At 41.8% G+C, this 24,541-nt stretch carries 10 protein-coding genes; 5 read left to right on the top strand and 5 right to left on the bottom strand.

Annotated elements, in window-relative coordinates; genetic code table 11:
* Positions 1-2: 2 nt before the first annotated feature.
* The gene (locus tag ASJ81_RS21180) at positions 3-3,647 is read left to right on the top strand and encodes a hypothetical protein (protein ID WP_095646096.1); all 3,645 of its coding nucleotides are present in this window, start codon (positions 3-5) and stop codon (positions 3,645-3,647) included.
* Between the two features lie 105 nt (positions 3,648-3,752).
* On the top strand, positions 3,753-15,377 hold the full coding sequence (locus ASJ81_RS21185) for a LysM peptidoglycan-binding domain-containing protein (RefSeq protein WP_095646097.1): 11,625 nt from the start codon (positions 3,753-3,755) through the stop codon (positions 15,375-15,377).
* A 570-nt stretch (positions 15,378-15,947) separates the two neighbouring features.
* Here the strand turns inward: ASJ81_RS21185 and ASJ81_RS21190 are convergent.
* On the bottom strand, positions 15,948-17,162 hold the full coding sequence (locus ASJ81_RS21190) for a multidrug effflux MFS transporter (protein WP_095646098.1): 1,215 nt from the start codon (positions 17,160-17,162) through the stop codon (positions 15,948-15,950).
* A 188-nt stretch (positions 17,163-17,350) separates the two neighbouring features.
* Between ASJ81_RS21190 and ASJ81_RS21195 the strand changes: the two genes are divergently transcribed.
* Positions 17,351-18,148 (top strand): alpha/beta fold hydrolase, encoded by a 798-nt coding sequence (locus tag ASJ81_RS21195; protein ID WP_095646099.1) that lies wholly within the window; start codon positions 17,351-17,353, stop codon positions 18,146-18,148.
* A 150-nt stretch (positions 18,149-18,298) separates the two neighbouring features.
* Positions 18,299-18,934 carry a LysE family translocator gene (locus tag ASJ81_RS21200; RefSeq protein WP_095646100.1) on the top strand — a complete coding sequence of 212 codons (636 nt, stop codon included), beginning with the start codon at positions 18,299-18,301 and terminating at the stop codon, positions 18,932-18,934.
* Between the two features lie 323 nt (positions 18,935-19,257).
* On the opposite strand, the gene tnpA is transcribed toward ASJ81_RS21200, so the two are convergent.
* Positions 19,258-19,722 (bottom strand): IS200/IS605 family transposase, encoded by a 465-nt coding sequence (tnpA, locus tag ASJ81_RS21205; protein WP_095646101.1) that lies wholly within the window; start codon positions 19,720-19,722, stop codon positions 19,258-19,260.
* Positions 19,723-20,020: 298 nt separating this feature from the next.
* Here tnpA and ASJ81_RS21210 point away from each other — a divergent pair, with 298 nt between their 5' ends.
* Positions 20,021-21,178, top strand: coding sequence for an LL-diaminopimelate aminotransferase (locus ASJ81_RS21210; RefSeq protein WP_095646102.1), 1,158 nt, complete (start codon positions 20,021-20,023; stop codon positions 21,176-21,178).
* Between the two features lie 103 nt (positions 21,179-21,281).
* Here ASJ81_RS21210 and ASJ81_RS21215 read toward each other — a convergent pair whose 3' ends face one another.
* The 3 genes from ASJ81_RS21215 to ASJ81_RS21225 all read right to left on the bottom strand — a co-directional run.
* Positions 21,282-21,827, bottom strand: coding sequence for a ferredoxin domain-containing protein (locus tag ASJ81_RS21215; protein WP_095646103.1), 546 nt, complete (start codon positions 21,825-21,827; stop codon positions 21,282-21,284).
* An 85-nt stretch (positions 21,828-21,912) separates the two neighbouring features.
* Positions 21,913-23,106, bottom strand: a complete 1,194-nt coding sequence (locus ASJ81_RS21220; protein WP_245860419.1) for an MBL fold metallo-hydrolase — start codon at positions 23,104-23,106, stop codon at positions 21,913-21,915.
* A gap of 1,060 nt (positions 23,107-24,166) precedes the next feature.
* Positions 24,167-24,541, bottom strand: a 375-nt coding sequence (locus ASJ81_RS21225) for a transposase (protein WP_141241830.1), incomplete at its 5' end; no start/stop codon positions are given.

Consider the following 24,541-nt stretch of genomic DNA (forward strand, 5'->3'; position numbering starts at 1 on the left):
GAATGACTTTTTTTTCAAAATGCTATATACCTGAACTATTTGAGGGCCAGCAAGAACCTAATGATAGAGGATGGGTTGCAGCCGTTTTAGCACCAAATAAACTGGTGCCAGGAGACTCATTGTCCTTATCTGATGCTTGGACTGATAACAATTTGAGTGCATCTTTTATTTTCAGTTCTGTGCGCCCATCCCTTGCAAACGCAGAGGATGCACGTTTTCTTGTCAGCCTGGTTCGAAATTCTTTGAGTGCGCGGGGAATTTCCAGAGGAATTATCTGGCTGTCTGAAGATGTTATTTCCGGCAATAATTCAAGCGATCCACCAAGTTTTGGCTTTAAGAAAAGGACTGACACAGAGGAAGGAGAAATAAATTACGCCCTTAATATGTCTTTTGGAAAAGGAACAGGCATTTCCTTTATCATTGACAACGGGATGCTAATTTCCCTTGATAACGAGACACTTTATTTCAAGAATAAAGAGGGTTATACTATCTATAATATCTATTTTGATGGCCCGGTAGCACCTCCAAAAATCCCTGGAAATAGTAGCACCGGAAAGCTAGAGTTCAGTGGACCGGAAAGAGGGTGCATTGCTTTTGACGTGCAAATTGCATCGACTTTTCTTCACGATAAATGGTTCTGGGGGTTTCAGTTTCAAGTTCCTAATCCTAACAAAGGCTCTGACAACAGCTTTCTTACCGAATGGATACCTTTCGCAGAACCTAGTTTGCTTAATGATAGTGCTGATCTAATTTCTTTTTCCTGTGTATTTGATCCAAGTGATGTTTTCAATAGAACGCTCCCTTATATGCTTGATTCCCAAAAGCTACGTTTGGAAGAGCGTTTCCGAACACTACTGAAATTCACTGACAAATCCCTTACAAATGCCGGTTCGAAAGGTCTAAAAGAGCAACAACAAATAAGCCTTAAATCTCATTACCGAACTACCACTGGAGCCGGAGTTACCCTATGTCCCATTTGCGTCGAGCAAGTGACACTTTCTGAATCTGATATGGTCGCAGCCCTTGCTTTCGCTCAAGGAACGAATTTGGGCATAAGCAATCTCTATGTCACCCCTCTGGGAGACTTCGTTGTTTCAGCACCCATCGCACCTTCAAGCAAAAGATCGCAGATTATGTGCGGCTTGCAGGGCAATGAGTATATCTCCCTCGAACCTGTTTCTGAAGAGTACGAAGGAGATCGCCTGCGATTTATTGGATCTCAACCATCCTACGGCTACTGTTATCCACTACTGCAGGCATCTCCAGTGGGACCACCCGTTGATCTTACCGACCAGATGCTTAAAGATACGTTTATTACCTCATGGGTAACCGTTGTTTCCGCTCAAGATGATTCCCAAAAGCCTGTCTATGTAGCTCAACCTAAAGGCGCACTTCTCTATGGTCAGGATCAGGTCATCAATCCAAAGTATAAGAACCTGTTAGGATCTATGCATCCTGGAACAGAACTTTCTGAGGCTGTATTGTGTTTTCCAATGATCCCCTATGCTGGAGTTTCACCTGGGGACGGGCAACGTAATTTTGGTAGTAGTTTAATCGGTTTATTTGAACGGCAATTTTTATCACCCATCAGAAGAGCAAAAATCGGCACCGGAAAGTCAGTTCCGTCTGCACTGGGTCATCAACCTCTTATTATAGACAGTGTGAATGGATTCAATGTCACTACACCATCCGGCTGGCTAGTGACTATTAATGATAACGGAGAGTGGGCCAAAATCCTTCTTGCCCAATTAACCCAGCCGGAGGAAACCCAACTCTCCTTTCAACTTCCCTCTCCTAAACTCAAACAGGCATTTCAGACTGCCGATCCTATGCTTGTTATCGCGAATTCTAACTTTTTGGGAAAAATGAGCAGCGATCAAGTGGTCAAGGACACGGAGTCAGCTTTTAATAATAAGCTTAATATCGAAAATTGGGTTCTGACCGTTCAAGTAGGAAAAAACTGCCATTATGGCGATTACGCCAATGTTATCATAGTCAAAGGGGTAAAAGGCAAACTATTCGATCCAACATATGACCCTAAAACAAGCTCGAGTCCAAACCCGGCTCTAGTTGCAAACCCGGAAAAATGGACCCAGAAGGAAGATTTCGCTGCTCCCAATGGTAAGATGGATGAACTAGTTCCTCTATCCAAATGGCTACTTGATTATTTTAGTAATGCAGCAGAAAAAACCAGTTCCGATACTGAATCACTATATTTTGAAAAGTTTAATAAAATTGCTCAGGATGAAAACTGGACAGGTATCCTAATATTACATGCTAATATTGCAGAGTTACCTGAACAGTTGAAAGGCGCAGTCATTGGAATCAATGATCGTTCTCAATTCTATGCCCATCACTTAGCCATTGAAACCGGCCAGATAGTCCTTAATGAAAACGTTATAGAGTTAAAGGATTCCACCTCAGTCTACGGCCTTATCTACTACAGTGACCCGGCGTATGATTCCAAGTCCGAACAACCCGTAGCTTCCAATACAGGATCAGACTATGATTTTCGCCTGCTGACGCTAAAAGTCCTGTTTGAAAATTCGTCGATCAAAAACTTTCAAAGCTATGCCCAACTAACATTGAACAAGTTATTCGGCAGTCAGGTAACCGCAATGGGCGAAGGCGGCAATATTTATAATTCAATCATTTTGTGCGGAACTCTCCATGAGCACGATGGTGCACCCGTTTATGGTCTTGGCTCGCTTAAGGACCATACCTACACTTTTCTGGTCGACAACAATGTGTTTAACAAAATTGAGATCACCTCTGCCCAGATGAATACCCGGCAAGCTACTGCTGATTGTACAAAAGTGTGGTTCAGCCTGACCGGCTACCTGGATTTTGCAACACTTAGGACTGGGCCGGAGAGCGATCCCAACTCCTTAAATATTGATCTTTTCTCTTTTGGCAGCACCGACGGAAAAAAACCGCGTTCAGGGCTTCACTTTTCCAATCTTGGCCTGGCAATGGCCTATCCTCCCGACAAACCTGAAGACCGCAATTTTGAGTTTAACACAGATGAAATCCGCTTCGATCTAGACTCAAGCACAATTCGGGAAAACAGCCTGTACGAATCGTTTGCTCTGGAGCTTGAGGACCTTGTCAGCGGAGAGGGCAAGGACAATACGCCTACTAAAAAAGGTTATTTGAAGATGATTACAGAAAATTTGCGGCTCAATGGAGTTGACGAAGAAACCTGGTACGGGTTAAAGTTTCGTTTGAATCTGGGGACCCCTGGAGAACTCGCAGGCAAAGTAGGACTGAATGCAGACCTGCTTCTGGCCTGGTCTACACTGGGAGGCAAAGATAATAATTACAAAGTTGAAGCCGGTCTCCATTTGCCCGGGGCTTCAAACAGTGCTAATTTGCTAAGTATACAGGGAGTTTTAAAACTTTCTTACGGGCCTTTGCGTCTTATCTATGCAAAAGATCCAAAATCGCAATCAGAAGAACGATGCTTCATGCTGCTTTTGACCGACATTGCCCTCAAGTTTTTGGGTATAATGAAGATTCCACAAAACTCCTCGACCTGCTTTCATCTCTTTGGAAACCCGGAAAGCAAAGGAGAAGCTAGTGGACTTGGATGGTACGCGATATACAGAAAAAAGACAAAAAGTAAAACAAGTAAAATTGGTTATTGAAGCTATTTACACAGTTGAGTGCATATTCCGGATTGTTAATTCTTAGCCCTTGTTTCCTTCTTATGTTATGGAAAAAAATAGTAAACTAATCGGAGACCGTTCGTTATGAGCTTTTTTGGAAATGTCATAGGTACCATTATAGGTCAAGCAAAAATAGATAGCACTGATAATTTAATAAAATCCATTGCGGAGTTTAAATCTGAACTGAACAAAGAGACCTCCATTCGATTTTTTGTTGCCGGTTCTAATGGCTCTGGACACCAGTCTACCACTGTTCATATTATGATGCGTCTCGTTTATGGTTTCAAATATTCTAATACTATCGAAGTCTATTACGAGGAAAAAGAAATATCGGACAAACCTACAAAGGATAAACTCATTAATCTTATCCCTGGGCTTACAAATGAAAATTTTGGAAGAGGAATTAATATTGGACCTGAAGGGCAGCAAGCTTCCATTAAATTCATCCTTTACGACCAAAAACAAAAACCCGGAGAACTAAAAAAGTTCGGTTTTACTGGCGGAGCGGACGATGAAGAGATAAATTACGCAAAAAATCTGAACACTACCTACTTCTTAAGATTACAACCCCTTAACTGGGATCATGAATCAAAAATTGAATTTCTAGAAGAGGGAAAGACTGCTATCATCCTCGATAGTCTCAAGAAAAAAAATTATTTTTATGGAGCCTCCACCCTTGCTGCCGAAGATTGGACTCCAATGATAGAATCCGCTCTCATAGGTCTCGCAAGAAGAAGGGTCGAGCTTGCCCAGATATTGTTTACTAAACTAGAAGCTAATCAAATTTTATTAATGCCCGTATACGGTATTAGAGACGATGGTAAAATGCAGGCGGGAGAGAACGTGAAGCCGGAAGTCTTTATGTTTTCCTTACTGGCTTCTCTACTCTCACTGGCTCAGAGCAATGAAGGTTTGCCGAAAAAAACAGTCCTCGTTTCTTTTGGAGAAATAACAGAAAATACCTTTAGTAAAGTCGTTTCAGGCTGTGAATCTTTTCTTAATGAACAGCTCAGTTCTGCACGTCAATCCAGAAGTAATTTTAACCAGCGTACACCTCCCTGGATTAGAGAAAATAATAAGGCACTAGCATACGTAAAAGCATTGGAGTTAATACAAGGGAAGATAGGAGAAACCGTAGGACTGCTAAATAACCTGAAAAGTCTTTATGTAAAGGATACAACCACTGTCGACGAACTAAACACCTTGCTCGATAACAATTCTCAAAATGTACTATATCTACAACTTGGTGGGATTCCTAATCCAGTATTCGATTACTTTTATTCAAAGGCAAATTTGCCCACCGTTTTTGAAGGTCAGGGTACTGCGGCAAAAGCATATTGTTATGGACTTCCCTATCTTCAATTGCCAAAAAATCCTTCTGGAATAAAATATCCATCAGACCTGGTAGGAACAGGAAAAGATGGCCACGAAAATTTTGCTACCGCAATTAAAGCGATTTTCGAAATGTTTCCTTATGCTACAGATATCTACTTGGAAAATTCTAGCGAAGCAAAGACATATTTTCAAAATAAAGTGGAAATTCTCAGTGGTTTTATAAAACTCACCCTCTCTGTGGGAGACACTATTATTAAGCAATATATGACATTATTGAAAGAAACTTATGGAAGTGAAAAAGAAGATAAACTCTTACTTGGAATCGTTGAGCTGAAAAAACAACTTCCCGTGGGCAATAAAATGCAGGAGGAATGTGTATTTTCAAGTATTTCTGCCTCTCTACAAAGTACTCGACTTGAAGATTTGCTTGAGCAGCTGAACAAAGCAATTACCCCAGAGAGGACCCTTAAATTGTTGGACGCTCTCCCAGCTGGAGGAATAAAGACATTTTATTCAAAAATCGTAACCGATGATTCCTTTTTGATTACCAATGCAGAGGTTACGTCTGTCTATGACAACGAGAAGGTATTGACAAGGATAAGTGTTACTGGAGAAACCAATAGTTTCCAGCTACCAATTACCGTGAGAACGTTTGACTTCACAAACTTTCCCGCTGGTCTGGCTTCTCATGGAGAATATATCGTCTCTGACGTAGAAGCAAAATGGGATTTGGAAGGAGCTCCTTGGATAGGTCTTCATACACCGGGATTTAGTCTTAATGTTTTCGATAACCCGACACCTGTAGAAGGCGTTGTTTTCGCTTCTCTTAAATCGCCTGCATCAACGCTGAGCCTTGATTTTCCAATGCAAACTCAATGGAACATAGAAGCTGACATGGAAAAACCTTATCCCAGTATAGGAACTGTCTCACAATTGCTTGGTGGTATTGACCCAATACAAAATCTTCCCGCTCCTCTTAATACCCTCATTGATCTAGGTATTAGTAAAATAAAAATTACCTACAACCAGGTAATACCTTCCATAAGCTTTTTGTGGATAAAGATTGAGCCAGGTAAGCAAACTAAATGGGATATTTTCCCCAACGTAACCGTTCAGAACTTGAGCATAGAGTTTTCTGTTTCCAATCCGGGAAATTTATCGCAAAGAAAAATCTGCACTCAACTTGCAGGCTCCATAACCGTTGGGGAGGGGATTGTCAGCTTGTACGCTACCTATCCTAACTTTACCATATATGGTAACTTAGATTCTGGGAAAATACAATTGAGCGATTTGCTTAAAATGTTTGCTCCAAACAATCAGATAGACTTGAAGTCATCAATAACCGAATTTAGGACTTTTGTGATACCTGAAGAAAACTCCTTCTCTATCAGTGGAACTATTGAAGCAAACTGGCCGATTACTATTTGTGGAAAAAAACTATTTGAACTTGAACAACTCTGCTTGCAGATTCAGATAAACGGCAATCAGAAACTTGCAATGATTGGTGCTGTAACGAGCATACTGCCTGGTTCGGGCAGTGAAATTGAAATTTCCATAACTACTACCTGGCAAAGTCAGGATCAAAGTATTATTTTTGAGGGTCGGCAAACCTCCGGCAAAATTCCTATAGGTGCTCTTATCAAAGAATATCTCGGCTGGGATACTGGGCAAGAACTTGGCATCGATGGGCTTGGCTTAACCATCGAAACAAAGACAAATTCCTACGAATTCAATGCTAAAACTGCTGAACCCTGGGAAATTCCCTTTCCTATTGAGGAATTAACAATTTTCGGTAAGGTAACAATTGGTTACAATAATGGCAGTCAGTCTATTAGTCCTCCCTTGCAACGTGTCAGCAAGGCTAAAATGCCTGTTTTGATTATAGATGAGGTAACACAAAACTTGCTTGTTTTGACTTCCGGCGAAAACAATCTCGGTCCATATGGCTATATCAGCGCCGAAATAGAATGGAACAATATTGACCTTCTAATCTCCTATAACTTTGAACCCACAGTCAAATGCTTTGAGGTTACCTGGGGTATCTTTACCGGGGAGATTAAAGCAACTCAAGAAGACGAAACACACTACGTAGCCACTATGCAGTTCACCCGCACGACGACCCTGGGAAGCATGATCGAAACCATGGTCTCCTGGGCTACAGGTTCGGAGTTTGGGCTTGCAGCGCCGTGGAATGTACTAGATAAGATCCCACTGAGCAACTTAAAACTCATTTGGGACTTTAAAGATAAAACTGTTAAATTTGAAGTCGATATTGGTCCTATTGATATTGGATTTTGCAAGATTAATTCGATCGGCGTTTGCTATACTAAAGAAAAGCAAGTTAATATTGAACTTGATGCTTCCTTTATCTGGGGAAAAGAGATTGTTCAATGGGATGCCACCAAACCCGAGAATACACCCTCTCCAGGCGGCAGCGGAAACAGCTACCTGGATCTGCGCCTTCTTGCCATGGGACAGCATGTAACAATCGATAAATTCATGCCATCTGGTATGACACAAATTAACACGGTTCAAGATGCCATAAAATGTATGGAACAACTGCCAGAACCCAAATCGGGGGAAATTCCGGCAATTACATTCGATGCAAACAGTTCCTGGTTATTCGGTGCGGATTTTGGGATTCTTCGCCTTGATGCAAACAAAAAACAAATACAAAATAGACTGATGCCAGCATGTATACTGGAAGAAGAAGCTCCAAAGTACTTATTGACCCTGCAAACCGTCTTCAATGATCCATACCTGTACGCCTTACGCATTGCTTTAGATGGCGATGCGGCAAAAATCTTCAAAGGGCTGGACTTCCAGATCATGTACCGTAAACTCAGCGATAATATTGGAGTTTACAGTGCGGAAATAGCATTACCTGACATTATGCGCTACCTGACAATAGGTGCCTACTCAATAACATTACCGGTTTTTGCCATTGATATATACTCAACCGGAGATTTCAAGGTAGACATCGGTTTCCCGTGGAATGTAGACTTTTCACGGTCCTTTTCCATTGAAGCGATTATCGCTCCGGGCATTCCATTAGTCGGATCGGGTGGTATTTATTTTGGGAAGTTACCTCAGGTAGCAGCCACAAATTTACCAGTAACCGCTAAAGGACAGTTCAATCCCATACTCGTGTTTGGGTTTGGGGCACAGTTAGGCGTGGGTAAGACGGTACAATATGGCATATTAAAAGCTGGAATTAGTTTGACGATGTTTGGTATTTTGGAAGGACTGCTAGCCAAATGGAACCCATATGAAGGCACAAGTACAGATACCAGTGACAGTCTCCAGCTCCAGGGGGATTATTACTTCTGGATGCAGGGAACTTTAGGGATTATCGGCAAAATCTTCGGCACAGTTGATTTTGCAGTTGTCAAGGCAGATGTGAATATTACAATAAAGATGTATGCTCAAATTACCTTTGCCGCATACGAACCAATACCAATTACCGTTGTGGCGTCTGTAGATGCTACTGCATCGCTGGTAATTAATCTGGGTCTATTTAAAATAAATTTGCACTTCAGTTTCTCTGTAAAAATCAAGGAAACCTTAACTATTCCGTCACCTCAGGATCCCGAAAAAGCACCGTGGTTTGAGAATAATAAATACGGCCCAGGACGGCTCTCAGGTCCTATCCACTGCAGATTGCGTGACCATAGGCTAGCACTAATGGGCATGGGCGCCGCTGAACAAATTACACCTGATTGGTCCAAATTGAGCAAACCCGCCGCATCAGCCTCATTAGAGGGCTACATATCTTTTGCATTAACTGTAGCTGGTGATAGGGCTTTTGATACTGGCGAAACTCCAGATCTATTAAAGCAGGATCCCTGTTATGTTGCAAGTACGTTTATTGATTCAGTACCAGCAGCCACGGAACATGATTTTACAAGCGCGAGAAAGGCTGAAGGACTTGAGGGTGAGAAGGATACTTCTTTTGAAATTCTGGCAAAACTGGTAGCCCGCTGGGCTATTGCTTCAATTCAGAATGAAAATGTAACTCCTGAACAAGTGGATGCTCTAGTTGTAAATGACAAAGGTTTAGAAGACCTTCTTGATTATTTAAATAATTCTCAGGAATCTATTCCTATCCCACTCCAAAGCATTGAGGCTTTCCTGTCGGACCAGATTCAACTGACCTTATCCATGCCAAAGATCCAGGGAGAAGCAAACGCGGCATTCTTCCCCATGCCCTTGCCGTTAATTCTGGAAAGATCTGCATATGGTGATGCTCCAGCTCTTTCATATAGTCTAGATAAATATAACGCCATTGAAGCGGACTTCATTTCAGAACTGAAAGATTACTTTGATCAGTTGGCTGTCCAGGTGCAGGAGGAAAGCGGTAAAAAGGCAAAAGCTTTAATGTTAAGCGACGAGCAAGAAAATTCGGTTGGCAGTTTTATCTTCACTGACTATTTCAATTTAATCATGAGCCAGATGCTGCAAGCTCTCCGCAGTGGCCTGCGTGATTTCAAGAGACCTATCAAATCAGGTGATACAGGCAACGAAATCGTCAAATGGGTAAATGATACGGGGGAGATAATCCAAGAAAAATACAAATTTACCCTTAATGATTTATTCGAAGGTAACGCCAATCATGAACTAAACAAAGGCTGCAAACTGATTCTACATTCTGTTGATTATACCATCCAGGCCGGTGACACCTTTAACTCTATTGCAACTAGGGACATATACGGAAACACCTTTGATGCTTTGACCCTGGCTAAAAAGGATGCAGATGAAAGTGGCCTTCTGGTCGACGGACGAAAGATCACTTATCCAAACAGGGATGAATACACTGTAAGTGGATCGGTCTCTTTGAATGTAATCGCCGATCATTTCAAAGTTTCGTTGGATGAATTGTTGGCTAACAGCAATATTCTGAAAGATGAAAAACTGCTGAAGCCCTTTGCGTTAATCACGCTTCCCGACTTTAGCTACACGACTAACGCTGAGGATACTTTAAGGTCCGTAGCCAAAGCCTATAATATCACCATTAAGGACCTGGCAAGCATTGATGATAATGGTGAAATTAAGGATTTATTCTCGGACAGTGAACCATATATTGACCTAGTTCACCTGCCTCAATTCCAGGTTGGAGAATTGATAAAGGAGGCACAGCGTTCCAAAGCGTTAGAGCATCTTTCCTGCATGGTTTCACGTTACTATTTCCATGGGTTGCGCTTGCCTACTGATAAGATAGTCCCCAAAGAAGAAGGTATGTGGGTTACAAGGGATAATAATGGCGTCCTTCATCTACCCGCAGCCGCTGGTTTGTTCGCGTTAACCGGGCAACAGATGGCTATTCCTCCGCTTGGAACCGATCCTCTGACCTTTTCCATAACTCGACCAAGCTCCGGTCTCGACTGGATACAGTTTAAAGATGAAGAGCAGCATGATGTTCAGACTCTATCATTATCCATCGTGCCTCCAGCTCCCGGAAACTACAGTGACGCACCCCAAGACGACTATCTTCGGATCCAGGCTCTGTGCAACTATGCAACCCAAAATCCTCTGGACCTGGAGCTGCAGTCCATCGGACCTCAATGTATGGTAACCAGTAATGAATCGGTATATCCTTTGTCCTCATCCATTCCCTATCAGTCATCAACTCCTATAACTTACCCTAGCAAAGGAACGCTTGAAGGCGATAGACCACGCATATGGTATTTGCCCAAGGATATGCTGTCACTACCGCGTACTGATGCTCCTGAGATTGATCCATGTCCCTGTTTCAACTTGCAAACTAACCACTATAATGAAGTGACCGGCAAAACTGACAAATCGCCGCTGAATTATTATGGATGGACCACAGCAATTGAGTTTACCATAAAGCGGTTGCCTGAAATTCCCGTTGAGGAGTCACTTAAGAAAACTTATGCCTATAATAACACCTATGAAATTATGGGTGCCAGTGGACAGGAAGTTGTGTTACTGGAACGTATTGTCCAGTCCATTCAGGACAATAATGCATTTTCTCAACTGGTTCTGGGATATCGGCTTAACAGCGATAAGGATGCGGTCCTCCGAGCTGAGACAGGCTCCAGAATCACGATGGGCATATCGCAGGTAAACCTCTCGACTGTCACTCGTCCACCCAGCCTAATCGCACATGAACTTTTGGGGGCAGAGGAGATAGACAAAGCCATATTATTGAACACTCCTACAGAATTTATCAGGTTGTTATGGGAAGCGAGTATTACGCGGGCTGGCGGGTTCTACTTGTATTATTATGACGATATCGATGGTGGGCTGCCTGACTTAATCTTCAATGACAAAGACGAAGCTATGGTCACTCTGATTGTTATTTATTCGCCTGAGAAGCCTGAGCAAAAAGATCGCTTGCGCTCCTATATGAACTCTGTTTTGATCGGCGATCCTATTGACATGTCAACAAATGCAGTTGTTGCCCAAACTACTTCTTTGCCAGTTTTACATGTGGTCAAAATCGGTGAGAGTCTGAACTCGATTGCGACTCAATATTACAGTAACTTATTGTCAATTGTGCAAAACAATCCTGAAATCTCTTTTACAAAGGATGCAACTTTCACGTTGGTCAATGGAACCTATACTTGTACTGAGGATGGTATCAAATTGGCTGATATCGCCAAGTATTCCAAAATGGATGAAACGGAGATTAAAGAAGCAAATCCGCGTTTGGATGAGAGTCGATGGACATATGGCCTGAAAAAGGGCACTCCTATTCGTTTGCCTAAGTCGGAGCTAACTGTGGGTGTGAGCCCAGGCGGTGAGACTTTGCAGAGCCTGGCTAACTATTACGGTTCAACCCCCACAGCGATTGCAGGGGAAAACCAATTCGTTGTCGATTTGCTCTCTGCAGGACAGTCATTAAATATTTGCACTGGTCCATTTATTCAGTCTGGATCCACGCTTCCGGATGTGCAGACCATCGGTGTTACCCGAAATCCCTTGCCTGAAATACCATATGATGATCCCTCTAATCCTGATTATGCCAAAAACTATTTGCTCAACCTCTATACAATTCTAGGAGTAAGTGTCGATGGGAATCAGGATTTCATTGAAAGCAATATCGGGCTTCCTCTTAGCCCCCAGGTCGAATCACAACCCGATAATATGGACAAGATTCGTGCTGCTAAACCTTCGAATGATAAGGACCTAATATATTCAAAGTCAATACTCTATTCTAAATTACTTAGTGATATAAGAGTCAAAACCACAACAAAAGTAAAGCCTTACCAGTCCAACGGCCGGTTATTGCAGATTGATTATTCCTGGTACGACCTATTTGGGAACCGTCTGGTTACTCAGATTTATCAGAAATCGGAAGACGGCATAAACACGAAAAAGCCGATTCTGACCGGTTATACTGATAGCTTGGTAGGACTGTCACAATGGCCTAGCACGTCAGCTCACTGGACTGTGGCTGCCAGCGCTACTCCAGATGACAGCTTTTTACTGAAAATGACTATACGTTTTGTTTCCTCACCATTTGAGAAGCCCAAAGAAAGCGAGTCCAACCCTGAGCAGATTCTGGCACAACTCGAAGAAAAAGAACCCGAGCCCTGGCAGATTAGGGCACGTACAGCCTTTGTTATTTATGATCTGCTACTGAATCAATTGAACGATTCCAATGGGATAAATTTCTGGTTCGAGACCAGTCTATTAACTTGTCCAGTGCCTGTTCCAGTAGACCAGAGTGGTTTAGGTTCTCTATCGTCCCTAGCGTCCGGTACTCTGCTGGACAAGTTGACCAAAATTAGAGATTATCTGAGAGCTTGCTGTGATTGGACGACCGGTCCCGTCCCAATTCCACCATCCAAATCAGATAGTGAAATTACTCTCCAGGCAAAAGTTAATAAAGTTGATTTAAGAGAGGAACAACTCTTTAAATTGAACTTCCAGTTTGTTATTGAACGCGTCAATGGCTTGGTGGAAGGAGATTCTGCAACTATCCCTGCAGTTAAACGAATTGCTACACCTGTAACACCAAAAGGAGAAGATAACAACAAACCAGATGTCGACAATATAAGCTTGGATCTATTTGCAAAGAACATCGAAGACACCCTGTCTGTGACAGGAAAATATACCCTGACTGTAGCCACGGGTGTCGACCGGTTTGAAGCTGATGCAGGCGGCAGTGCTGTAGCTGTCTGGATTGTACGGTTGGGAGAATCTATTGATCAGGCCATCAGTTTTTCGGTCAGCGATAAGAATCCACCTCAGATTTTCGCCCCTCGGCCAATTTCCAACCAACTAATTACCAAAAAAGCTACTATCTACAATTATGAATCATCAGAAAATTTCGATCCCGAAAAGAATGAACTAACTGGGACTCAGCAGACACTGACATTTACCGACATTGAAGTGGACAAATGGGTACGGCAGCTCTTCAACGATATTGACGATTTACTATCGCCCGAATATGTCTCCTCCATTCTGGTTATTGACCAATGTAAGGGTGTGGTGCATCCTAAAGGAATAAGTAGTTTCCTGGGCAGTTTCAACGATCAGAAGAAGGCCCTGGCTGATATCGCAAAAAAGCTGATGAGTCCGGTCTATAAAACAGAAAACACTCACTTGGCTTTTGCACAAGAAGCTTTGCGTCAGGAACTACTGGTCAAACTCTCTAATTTCTATTCGACTCGCGCCGCGATATCATTCAGTGCGAACGTAAAAGCCAATATTATAGAAGCTGGCGCCAAATCAGAAGATATGCCACAATTGTTCGGTAACATCGTTTGGTCTAATAAGGATCTTGCGAGCAGTCAAATTACTTTAACATCACCGAAGCTGATTTTGAATACAAACTCCGACGTGCCTTTGACTTTCCTGGTCGAAACTTCTACCCAAACCGAATCGAAAACTTTACCTCTGAACTTGAGTTTTAACGGGACTTCTATTGAGCACCAGATCTCGAGTGTTCCCGGAATTGAGGATTACAAGGCCTCCACATGGCTTGATTTTGTTAGACCTGAAACCGCTAAAAAATTACAGGCTGATTTGGGCAATTTTGAAATCCCCATGTTTGAGCGTTCATTCCCTCTGAATCCTCGAATGGATGTCCAGACTGGTAAAGCAACTCGTCCAGAATCGTCTAATCTAAGCGATTTGACATTGTGGGACTACACTTTTGCCTATTCGCAGGATTTTCACTATCCTCAGGACAGAATTTACGGGAAGGTGGAATACAATCTCCAAGACAACGCTAATAAGTTTCTGGCAGATTCTGATGATGCCTTCCGGGCCTTGGCTCAATTTGCCAATGCTCGGTCAACTTTGGAAAAGTATCTTAAGGAAAGTGTTCCCGGAATTAACGCCAACACATGTGATCAGAGTACGATCAACACAGCTGCCAAAGTGCTCGGTGCTTTTTTGAAGATGGTGACTGATGTGGCAAAAGTCGGTTCGCCTGATCATTTCTATTCAAAAGCTCTATTGTCTGCAATAGCGGAAGATGAGAATTTCTACAAATTCTATATAGAAGAAGACACCAAGCAGATCTCTCTGAACGGAGAAACGGAGTCATCAAAAGCTTGGGTAGTGACAATCTTCTCCGAAAACAAAAAACTACTGGTGAATCTAAAAGGTAATCCATATGTGGATATCGAAGGATACGACCATCAGCTAGTATTATCTCTTTCGAATATAGAAAAAGGACAATATGCATACTACTACCTGCCAGAGGATAAAAAGGGGCCAAAGATGCCGTTAACTGGTGATAAAGCACAAGTTATAGCCAAACGCACTCTGGTGCTACCTGGTATGCAAATTCTGCGATATCAAGACGCAAAGTCCACTATTTACATCAAGCGCAACGAGGAATTAGTGAAAGGTTCTCCTTCGAATAACAGCTTTGTTTACCAGACACCGGAAGTTACTTTCTCCAACCCCATGCATCCGACCATAACATCGGATCAAACAGTGGATATTGCTAAATTAGGTAGTTCCACGGACGAGCCGGTAAAAAGATCCTTAAAGGAGCATCTGAAAGTTTTGTTCGATGAATTGCTCAAAGACAGTCCTGCTGGAAACGTGACAATTCAGACGGAAGTGATATATAACTTTTCGATAATTGATAGCACATCTGAGTCAGTACTACCTGATCTGGTAGTTTCCAACTCAATTCTATTACAGCCACCACTTATGGTTCTAATCGAAAAAACTACAAACCCTGAGAACATAGAAAATATGGTATCTCAACTAGCAGATGGTATTAATTACTGGTGTGAGAAAAACAAACCAGTCGAAAGTAAAGCATTTTTGAAATTTAAAACTTCAATCATGTCTAACTTGGCATATCAGAGTACTCCATTGATCACTTTAACTAACTTATTCCTCTTTATGGAGGATATTGTTAAACCAAATTACAGACAGTAGCCCCACCCTAAACAAGCTGTCAAACAATCCAATTTAGGGGTAAAAATATGAAAAAAACAAAATTTAAGATCTCTAAATTGTAGACGGAGTAACTAAGTAGTATTATATGCAAAATACTGTACTGTTAGCTTGACAACATTAGCTTTGTAGATGATCGATTTAAGTCAACCCCAAAAAGCTGAAAATGGATAAGTAAAAATATATTCGACCATTCAGTTGTCAGAATATAGTGTCTAAAGTGAACCCGCAGGCTTGCATGACGGTGCTTTCTATAAAAAAGGACTTAAGTGATTAAAAAATGTTTCAAACACAACTCAAAAAACGAAAAAATTAGAAGAACCTAGGGAATTTAAAGTATTAAGTCTGGACTGTATATATCGTGAGAACTAAGCCAGACTTTAGCCAGCTTTAACTTTAATATATATTTATCAAATGTTCAAAGACGATATCAAAAAATAGTTAAATTCCTTATGTCGACCTGCCGAAAGTAGGTTATTTAACTTATTTTCATAATTTAACTGTTTGTATTAGAGATCCACGGTATCTAAAGATTCTAAGATGTTATAAGAGTTAAGCAATACCTTTTACCCCTCTTTTCTGTATAATAGTCCATGCTGCAAGCACCAGAGCTCCACAACCTGCGGCAATGGTTCCGAGCACAGGGATTTTATCCGCCCATTCCAGAGAGATGAACCACATACTCACAGCTCCAAAGGCGAAATAGGTAAAAATCAGCATGGAAGAAGCTGAACCTATGTCTCGGTCAACCTGTTCCAGCACAAGGTGATTGCTAGGCGGACGGCTCAAACCCAGGGAAAACGAAACCATAAACATGGGCAGAGCAAAGCTCCAGGGACCGTGTTGTCCCATAAAAAGTAGGAAAATACCGCCCAGAAAAACTCCCGCAAACCCGATTGTCATCAAGTGCTTTGAGTTCACACTTCTTATTAACCGCAGGCAAGAAAAAGCACCTATCATAAGGGCAAGGGCATTGAAAGCAAAAAAGTAACTGTATTTTTGCTCACTTAGGCCAAACTCGTTAATATAAATGGCAGAAGAACCTGCAATGAAACTAAACAATGGAAAAAAACTAACTGACATGACTAGAACCATGATCATATACGAAGGATTGAGCAGCAATCTGCCGTAGGTATTCATGACCTGAGATAAAGGAGCTTCAGATACTACTGGTAATGTTTCCGGAAAACGGAGAACACCAAACATCGCTACAATTCCCATGAATGCCTCCATAAGGAATATCCAGTGCCAGGAAAGATACAGAAGGATCCACCCACCAATGACCGGAGCAAGCATAGGGGCAAGACCCATGATTACAGCTATATACGCAAGGATTCTTTCCCGCTCCTGACCAATGAAAATATCTTTAGTCATTGCCATGGATATAGAGGAACCGGCAGCAGCTCCTGCAGCTTGCAGTATGCGGGTACCTATCAGCATGGGCGCACTGGACACAAAGGCACCTAGCAGGCTTGTCACTATGTACACTGCAATCCCGACAAGGAGGGGACGTCGCCGTCCAAAACGATCAGAAATTGGGCCGTAGAAGAGAAGGAAAAGCCCATAAGTCACAAAGAAAAAAACCAGGTTAAGGTTAATTAGCGATAGAGAGACATTCCAGCTTTTGGCAAGGGAGGGAATAGCCGGTAAGATCATGTCTGTGGTAAGAGGAGGAAAGGCAGACAGAAGAGCCAGAAGCGGCACTGTCATTTTCAAGTTATTTCTTAATTTGTGATTAGAAACGTTTGTCTGTTGTTTGAAAGCCATAGCCAGATCCTTTATTGTTAGTCGTTAAAAATTAAAAGTTATATATAGGAACACTGTTACACGTGTAACTATCTTGTGTAGATACCGCAAGAATATAATTGTATATAACAGTTACGATAGTAAGAATAAATCCCGGCAAATTTGATACCCATTTATAATTAACTCAAAAACCATAACCTGATGCTAAAATGAAAAACTATCCAGGAATAAATAATTTGAGAAAATACGGGACTTCTCCTTTTAATCTTGCCGTTATCCATGGCGGTCCGGGAGCTCCGGGTGAAATGGCACCTGTTGCAAGAGAACTTTCCGCTTTCGGAGGCGTACTTGAACCACTTCAAACTGCAATAACCATTGAAGGGCAGGTAAGGGAACTCAGTGAAGTTCTGGAAAAGTACGGCGACCTGCCGGTTACGTTAATCGGTTTTTCCTGGGGTGCAATGCTCAGCTTTATGTTTACTGCCCTGCGTCCCCATATGGTAAAAAAGCTAATACTTATCGGGAGCGGTCCCTACGAAGAAAAATACGTTTCAAATATAACTAAAACCCGGATAAGTCGGCTTGGAAAAGAAGATTTGAAGAATTTCGTTCGACTGACCGAAACCCTGAACGATCCTTCGGCTAAAAACAGGAACGAAGCCCTGTGCAACTTTGGAAAGTTAACGTTGAAAGCCGATACTTATGACCCTCTTCCTCATGAAGAAGAAGGGCTTGAATGCAACTACGAGAGTTTTAAAGGTGTATGGGAAGAAGCCAGTGAACTGAGAAGCAAAGGAAAATTACTTGAGTTAGGAAAAGAAATCCGCTGCCAGGTAGTTGCGATTCACGGTGACTATGACCCCCATCCTTTTGAAGGAGTTAAAGAACCTCTTTCACGTACTTTAAAGGATTTCAGGTTCATTTTACTGGAAAAATGCGGGCATCAGCCCTGGATTGAGAAAGAAGCAAAAGTGAAATTTTACAATTCACTGAAGAATGAGATATAAGTAAATAAAGCAAGGAAAAGTGAAAGAAAGGAAAATAAAAGGAAAGTAAGTAAGAATAAAAGGAAAGCAAGGAAGAATAAAAGGAAAGTAAGGAAGAATAAAAGGAAAGTAAGAAAAAGTAAAAGGAAAAGTAAGGAAAAGTAAGGAAAAGTGAGAGACTTGATAGAACAATCTCAATTAATCTATTTTATTGCAGCCTCTGCGGCACTTACGCTTCTTCCGGGCCCTGATATCCTATTCGTAATTACCCAGAGCATTTCACAGGGCAAAAAAGCAGGAATTGCAACCGCTTCTGGCCTCTGTACAGGCGTACTCGCACATACTACAGCAGCCGCACTCGGAGTTTCTGCCCTGATATATAAGTCCGCTCTTGCTTTTGAGATCGTAAAATACGCAGGTGCAGCTTACCTGCTCTATCTTGCCTGGCATGCCTTAAAAGAGAGTGAAGAACTGGTGTCTTCGGCCCCTGTCAGGGAAAACGATGTCTTTGCCCTTTATAGGCGTGGGATCTTTATGAACGTTTTGAATCCTAAAGTTGCCCTTTTCTTCCTTGCCTTCCTGCCTCAGTTTGTAAACATAGGTTCGGGAAGTGTCCCGATGCAGATGATATTTCTGGGAATAATTTTCATGGTTCAGGCCTGGCTGATCTTTTCCGCAGTCTCGTTCTTTGCCGGAACCGTTGGCGAGAGAATAATACATAAGCCAGGAGTTGGCAGATATATCAACTGGGGAAAAGCCGGAATTTATACATGCATTGGAATAAAACTTGCATTATCTCAGAAATGAACCCTAAATCGATGGAGCTGTGAAAATTAACAATTAGAATTGGCTACATCAAAAACCAGTAGAGGTACCATTTGGTCATGACGGGATTTCTGACATAAATAAAGTTAGAATGACTATCATTATAGGGTCCTCTTAAACTCACCACTAAACTGAAGACTATTTCTCTTTTATTCCATTAATTAAGAATACTAATAGTTTCCCCAAAAAAAGTACATCTTATTTTTTGCCAAAATTAAAATTAAAGTAAAAATCAAATTGCGTGCGGCCACCCCACCCTAAAGGATTGGGTATGCTTCTGGCCGCCCTCCCGGTTGTTATGGTAGTTAGAAATCATCAAGTCTTCTTTGTTCGGATCTCACGAACCTATGCAATTGAGACTCTTCACTCGTTTTTCCTTGCGATTCCTTAATGTAATGCTTGATTGTATCAGCAGTTACGTTTCCAACGGATCGATAGAATTTGCCATTAGACCATAGACTTCCACCCCAATATTGATTTTTAAGATCAGGATGAAGCCTGAATAGTCTGTAAGAACTGCCTCCTTTCAAATATTGAATTACCTTTGATAGAGAACTACTTGGATGGAATTCTAGAAACAAGTGAACATGATTGTCTACTACTTCCATTGCGTGTATTTTGTAGCCATTTTTAGCGCAAATATTAATGAGAATTAACTCGCAATCTTTTTTAATATGCTTATTGTAGAATATATTGTATCGATACTTAGGCACCAGTACGATGTGGTAAGTAATCTGACCATAGCCATGGCTAAAAATGTGTAGTTCCACTAATATCACATCCTAGCCATAGATGGCCTAGCCATAGATGGCCTAGCCATAGATGGCTGGCACCATCTGTGGCTATGGTGCCAAAAAAGCTCATTTTACAAAAAAGTAAGGATTCGAGATTTAAAGTGAAAAGCGAAGAGGCGAGGGTTCACTTCATCCCCAACCTGAAGGACGGGGTATTCGTGACCCTCTGCGCTCCCGTAGTAATAAGTATTTTATTATCCCATACCTTTTAATATTCCAAACTCCGTAACTATGCTCACTTACGCATGCCAATCATCTTCAGGTGACGTTATCAATGTATTCCGACCGAATCAACGCATTACCCCCATACCTTTTTGCTACTATAGACGAAGCGAGGGACGAACTGATTGCCAGGGGAGTCGATGTTATCGACCTTGGCGTAGGAGATCCTGACCTGCCGACGCACCAGCATATTGTCGATGCTATGCAGGAAGCTGTCTGCAACCCTAAAACTCACCAGTATCCTTCTTATGCAGGGATGCCGAAATTCAGGAAAGCGGCAGCGGATTGGTGTAAGAAATACAAGGGGATTGAGCTTGACCCTGCGACTGAAGTCCTTGCCCTGCTCGGGTCAAAGGAGGCAGTTGCACATATTCCGCTCGCTTTTGTCAACCCTGGAGATATCGTGCTCTATACTGAACCAGGGTATCCGGTTTACAAAATTGGGACAATGTTTGCGGGTGGAGATACGTATCCACTGCCGCTGACTGCGGAAAATGATTTCCTGCCTGACCTGGATTCAATTCCTGAGGATGTCCTGAATAAGGCAAAGTTATTCTTCTTTAACTACCCGAACAACCCGACTGCTGCAACCGCAGACATGCAATTTTTTGAAAAGGTCGTTGAGTTCTGCAAAAAGAATAACATCATTGCAGTGCATGACAACGCCTACTGCCAGATGACATACGACGGGTACGAATCTCCTTCTTTTCTTGCTGCCGATGGGGCGATGGATATTGGCATGGAACTCTATTCGCATTCCAAGACCTATAACATGACAGGCTGGAGACTCGGATTTGCGGTCGGAAATAAAGACCTTATAAAGGGGCTTGGCAAGGTCAAATCAAATGTAGACTCAGGTGTCTTTGACGCTATCCAGATCGCGGGCATTGCAGCCCTCTGTTCTTCCCAGGCCTGTGTCGAAGAAACAAACAAAATATATCAGGAGAGACGGGATGCTTTGATAGAAGGGCTTACCGCAATGGGCCTCAAAGTAAAGCCGCCAAAAGCCACCTTCTATATCTGGGCTCCGGTACCTGAAGGTTTTACCTCAATGAGTTTTGCAAAACTCCTGCTCGAAGAAGCCGGAATCATTGCAACTCCTGGTGTCGGGTTTGGAGAAGCCGGCGAAAGTTATATCAGGTTTGCCCTTACAAAACCGGTCGAGAGGATTAGAGAAGCTGTCGAAAGGATGAAAAAACTGAAATTATAAGTGTTTATTTCAAAAAGAATCTGGCCCAAGAATGGGATACCAGGCCAGAAAAACTTTCTCTTTTTACAGCAGTCCTGCCTTTTTAATAAGCTCTATGTGAACTTCATTTTCTATCAAAAAAGATATTTTTCCCGGTTACGCTTAGCGGAATCCCAAAAACAACATCTGCGTCAAGCAAACCCGAAACCCTGGCGGCTGCACCGATTGAGTACATCACTCTATTATCAATGCAGAAATCCTTGGCTTTTGCAACGGCTGCTCCTACAGCAATTCCCAGGTCTACATGTTTGAGCATGCAGTTCGGGCCACTGAAATCTACTTCTACCTTTTGCCGGTTCAGCATCTCAGCACAGGTTTCAAAACCACAGGCTCCACAGTCCAGGCCTGCAGCTCCTCTGGTTTTAACGCCAATCAGGACAGTAGCCCCTGCGTTTCGAAGATTTGCAGCATCCCTTTTTAAAAAAGCAAAGCCTTCACCTTTTTCTTCTGCCAGTTTTTCCATTGTAGAGGCAAGCAATTCTATATCAGATTTTTCGACAAGAGCCGTCACTATATCGTCTACACCTTTTGCTTTCGGGGCAGTCCGTGCAGCCAGAAGTATGCTTTCTGCAAGTGTGTTAAGGACTTGGGATTCAGGATTGAGAATCATGCCAGCTAATTAGATTCATCCGGGTTTAAGCATTTCGCAGGCTAAAAAGGCTATTTGTAAAGGATATTTGTTTTTCTTTCCTTCTTTAAAAGGTAAACAACTCCCCATTTGCGGGAGCATATGCATCCACGCCGATTTCTTCCGAAATCCACTGTGCAAAGCTTTCGGTTTTATCTCCATGCATTACAAAGACTCTTTCCGTACCTTTCCTACAGAAGTCCTTCACTACCTTTTTTAACTCGCTATCGCCACTATGTGCGGAAAAATCGTACTGCTCTACTCTGGGCTTGAGTGTGAGGATATCTCCTCTGGTCTCGACAAACCTGTGATCAAGGGCCAGCCTGCCGTTTGTGCCTTCTACCTGGTAGCCTGTAAGCAAGACTTTTGATTTGGGGTCCTTGTAAAGCCGGCTCAGGTAATAAAGTACCGGCCCTCCGTTCAGCATCCCGGCTGTAGTAACAATGACGGAAGGCTCTTTAAGGACTGAGTCCCTCTGCTGGTTTTTTACGGGAATGGCACGTCCGAAAGCCCGGTCAAGAAGCTTGGGATCTTTAAGATACTCAGGATATTTTTTAAGAACCTTGTATACATCCCTGCCCATGCCGTCCACATATGCCTGAATTCCGTGGGCATCAAGCAGCATAAGTATCTCCTGGGTCCTGCCTATTGCAAAGGCAGGTATAAGGGCAGTTCCTCCCCTATCAACAGTGCTAAGGACTGATTCGATAAACCTCCCCTCAGTCTCTTTTCGCGGGATATGTTCTTCCCCAAAATACGTACTCTCGAGAACCAGAGTATCGGCCTCGGGAAATTCAGCTGCACCGGGCACAAGCCTTGTTTCCTTAAGGTTGAAATCTCCGGTATAAAATAGGCTTTCTCCGGATTCCGATTCAAGGAAGACTCCGGATGCTCCAGGGATATGGCCTGCATTGTAAAAACAGATTCTGTATCCATGACTTTTGAAAGGCTTGTCATAATCGATTTTTTGTGTTCGCCTGGCAAGCTTCTGGAGGTCATCGGGATCAAAAGGTGATACTCCTGACAGCGTACTTTCTGCAAGTTTCAGGGTATCTCTTCCAAGCAGAAAAGTAAATTCTGCAGTAGGAGGGGTCATGAAAAACTCAGGATTCTGATACATCAGGTTGGGGACAGCTCCGCAGTGATCGAGGTGCCCGTGGGAAATAAGCACGACTTTCGGTTCCATGCTATTAAGAGGATACTCTGGAATGTCCCCTGTTTTTATCCCGTAATCGAGCAAGACTTCCCCATTTACGAGCAAACCCGAACGTCCTACTTCCCTGCATCCGCCTTTAAAGGTAAGTTCCAGAATAAAACCTCTTGAAAATCTATTAAGACTTTACTATAATATATACTATATATTTGCGATAATATTTGTTAAATACTTCTGTGAGCACAGGCTGCCAGAAATATTTTCAAGGCTTAAATCCCTTCAACAGCTACCTGAATATTTTCACTAAATGCACATGATATTCTTCGAATAACAGGCACAAAAAGATGAAAAGTACTTTTCACCTCACTCTTTTTTGACTATTGACCTCGTCATTACCTTAAGTAGTAAGGCTGTCCTAACTATGATTTTTCAAACCATCGCTAAACCAATCAGTAAATTGTCATAGAAGGCTTAAATTTAATAAGGAGCAGAAAATCAAAAGGAACATTGGGAGCCAGTTTTGTTTCGTACTTTCATGCTAAATCAAAAATATTAAGTTAGTAGGTGACATTGAAAAATATATTGGCATGCTTTAATTTGCTTATCAAGCTGATCCCAAAACTCAAAGTTACTCATCATAATCAATTATTGTAAATAATCAGTCTGGTTTTTTATCATGAAAAATAGCTCTGAAAATTTAACTTCAAAAATTTGAACTCAACTTTATAAATAAACATAAAAAACAAAAAGTTTAATTTAAAAGAAAATAACTACTAATCAAAATAATCTAAGGTGCCTAAACATTTCCTCTAAAATAAGAAGATCATACCTTCATTTTTCACTTCAATTCACTTATTCATAATTATACAACACTTAGCAAAACTTTCTCAGAAAGTATGAAAAACTTCCAAAAAATAGTGCTAAATGATGAACAAAATATTTAAAAATTGTTCTTCAATACAAGTTGAAGGCAGAAAGTTTTGATATAAAAATTACAGATTATTTAAGTTTAGGAGAGAATCATGGATATAAGCATCTCTGACGCTCCAACTTTGCTATTACTTGGAGGCTTGTTTTTTATACTCATCTCATTTGTGAAAATTAATAAAGATAGTAACTGTATAACTATTGAAGCTGTCAGAGGGAGAGATATCGGCTCTTCGTCATTTCAGATGGGTAGTTTGAAATCTAACTTTCCTAATTTTAGATAGATCATAGTAATAAAATACTGAGTGTTTCGATACCCTCTCGCATTTCTTTTTATTAACTGTACAATACTGTTAATACCTTCCACAACTCCGTTAGTGACTCTGGAATCAAAGTAGTTTAGAATTCCATCCCAATGAGTTTTAATGGTTTTAGCAACCTCAATTATTGCCTCTAATCTACTATGAGTTGCCCAAAAGTACCACTTTTTTAGATATTGTTCAGCTTCCTCTCGGCTTTTGCATCCCCATAACTTTCTAAGACTTTCTTTTATATTATATGCTCTACATGTATCCAGTTTTTGATTTTGGAGTTTTAAAAGCCTTTTTTTCTGTTT

It is taken from the genome of Methanosarcina spelaei, from assembly GCF_002287235.1.
GTDB lineage: Archaea > Halobacteriota > Methanosarcinia > Methanosarcinales > Methanosarcinaceae > Methanosarcina > Methanosarcina spelaei.

What these genes read in the sequence shown, in the direction of transcription:
- ASJ81_RS21180 (WP_095646096.1), top strand. Translation starts at nt 3, where the DNA reads ATGACTTTTTTTTCAAAATGCTATATACCTGAACTATTTGAGGGCCAG.
- ASJ81_RS21185 (WP_095646097.1), top strand. Translation starts at nt 3,753, where the DNA reads ATGAGCTTTTTTGGAAATGTCATAGGTACCATTATAGGTCAAGCAAAA.
- ASJ81_RS21190 (WP_095646098.1), bottom strand. Translation starts at nt 17,162, where the DNA reads ATGGCTTTCAAACAACAGACAAACGTTTCTAATCACAAATTAAGAAAT.
- ASJ81_RS21195 (WP_095646099.1), top strand. Translation starts at nt 17,351, where the DNA reads ATGAAAAACTATCCAGGAATAAATAATTTGAGAAAATACGGGACTTCT.
- ASJ81_RS21210 (WP_095646102.1), top strand. Translation starts at nt 20,021, where the DNA reads ATGTATTCCGACCGAATCAACGCATTACCCCCATACCTTTTTGCTACT.
- ASJ81_RS21215 (WP_095646103.1), bottom strand. Translation starts at nt 21,827, where the DNA reads ATGATTCTCAATCCTGAATCCCAAGTCCTTAACACACTTGCAGAAAGC.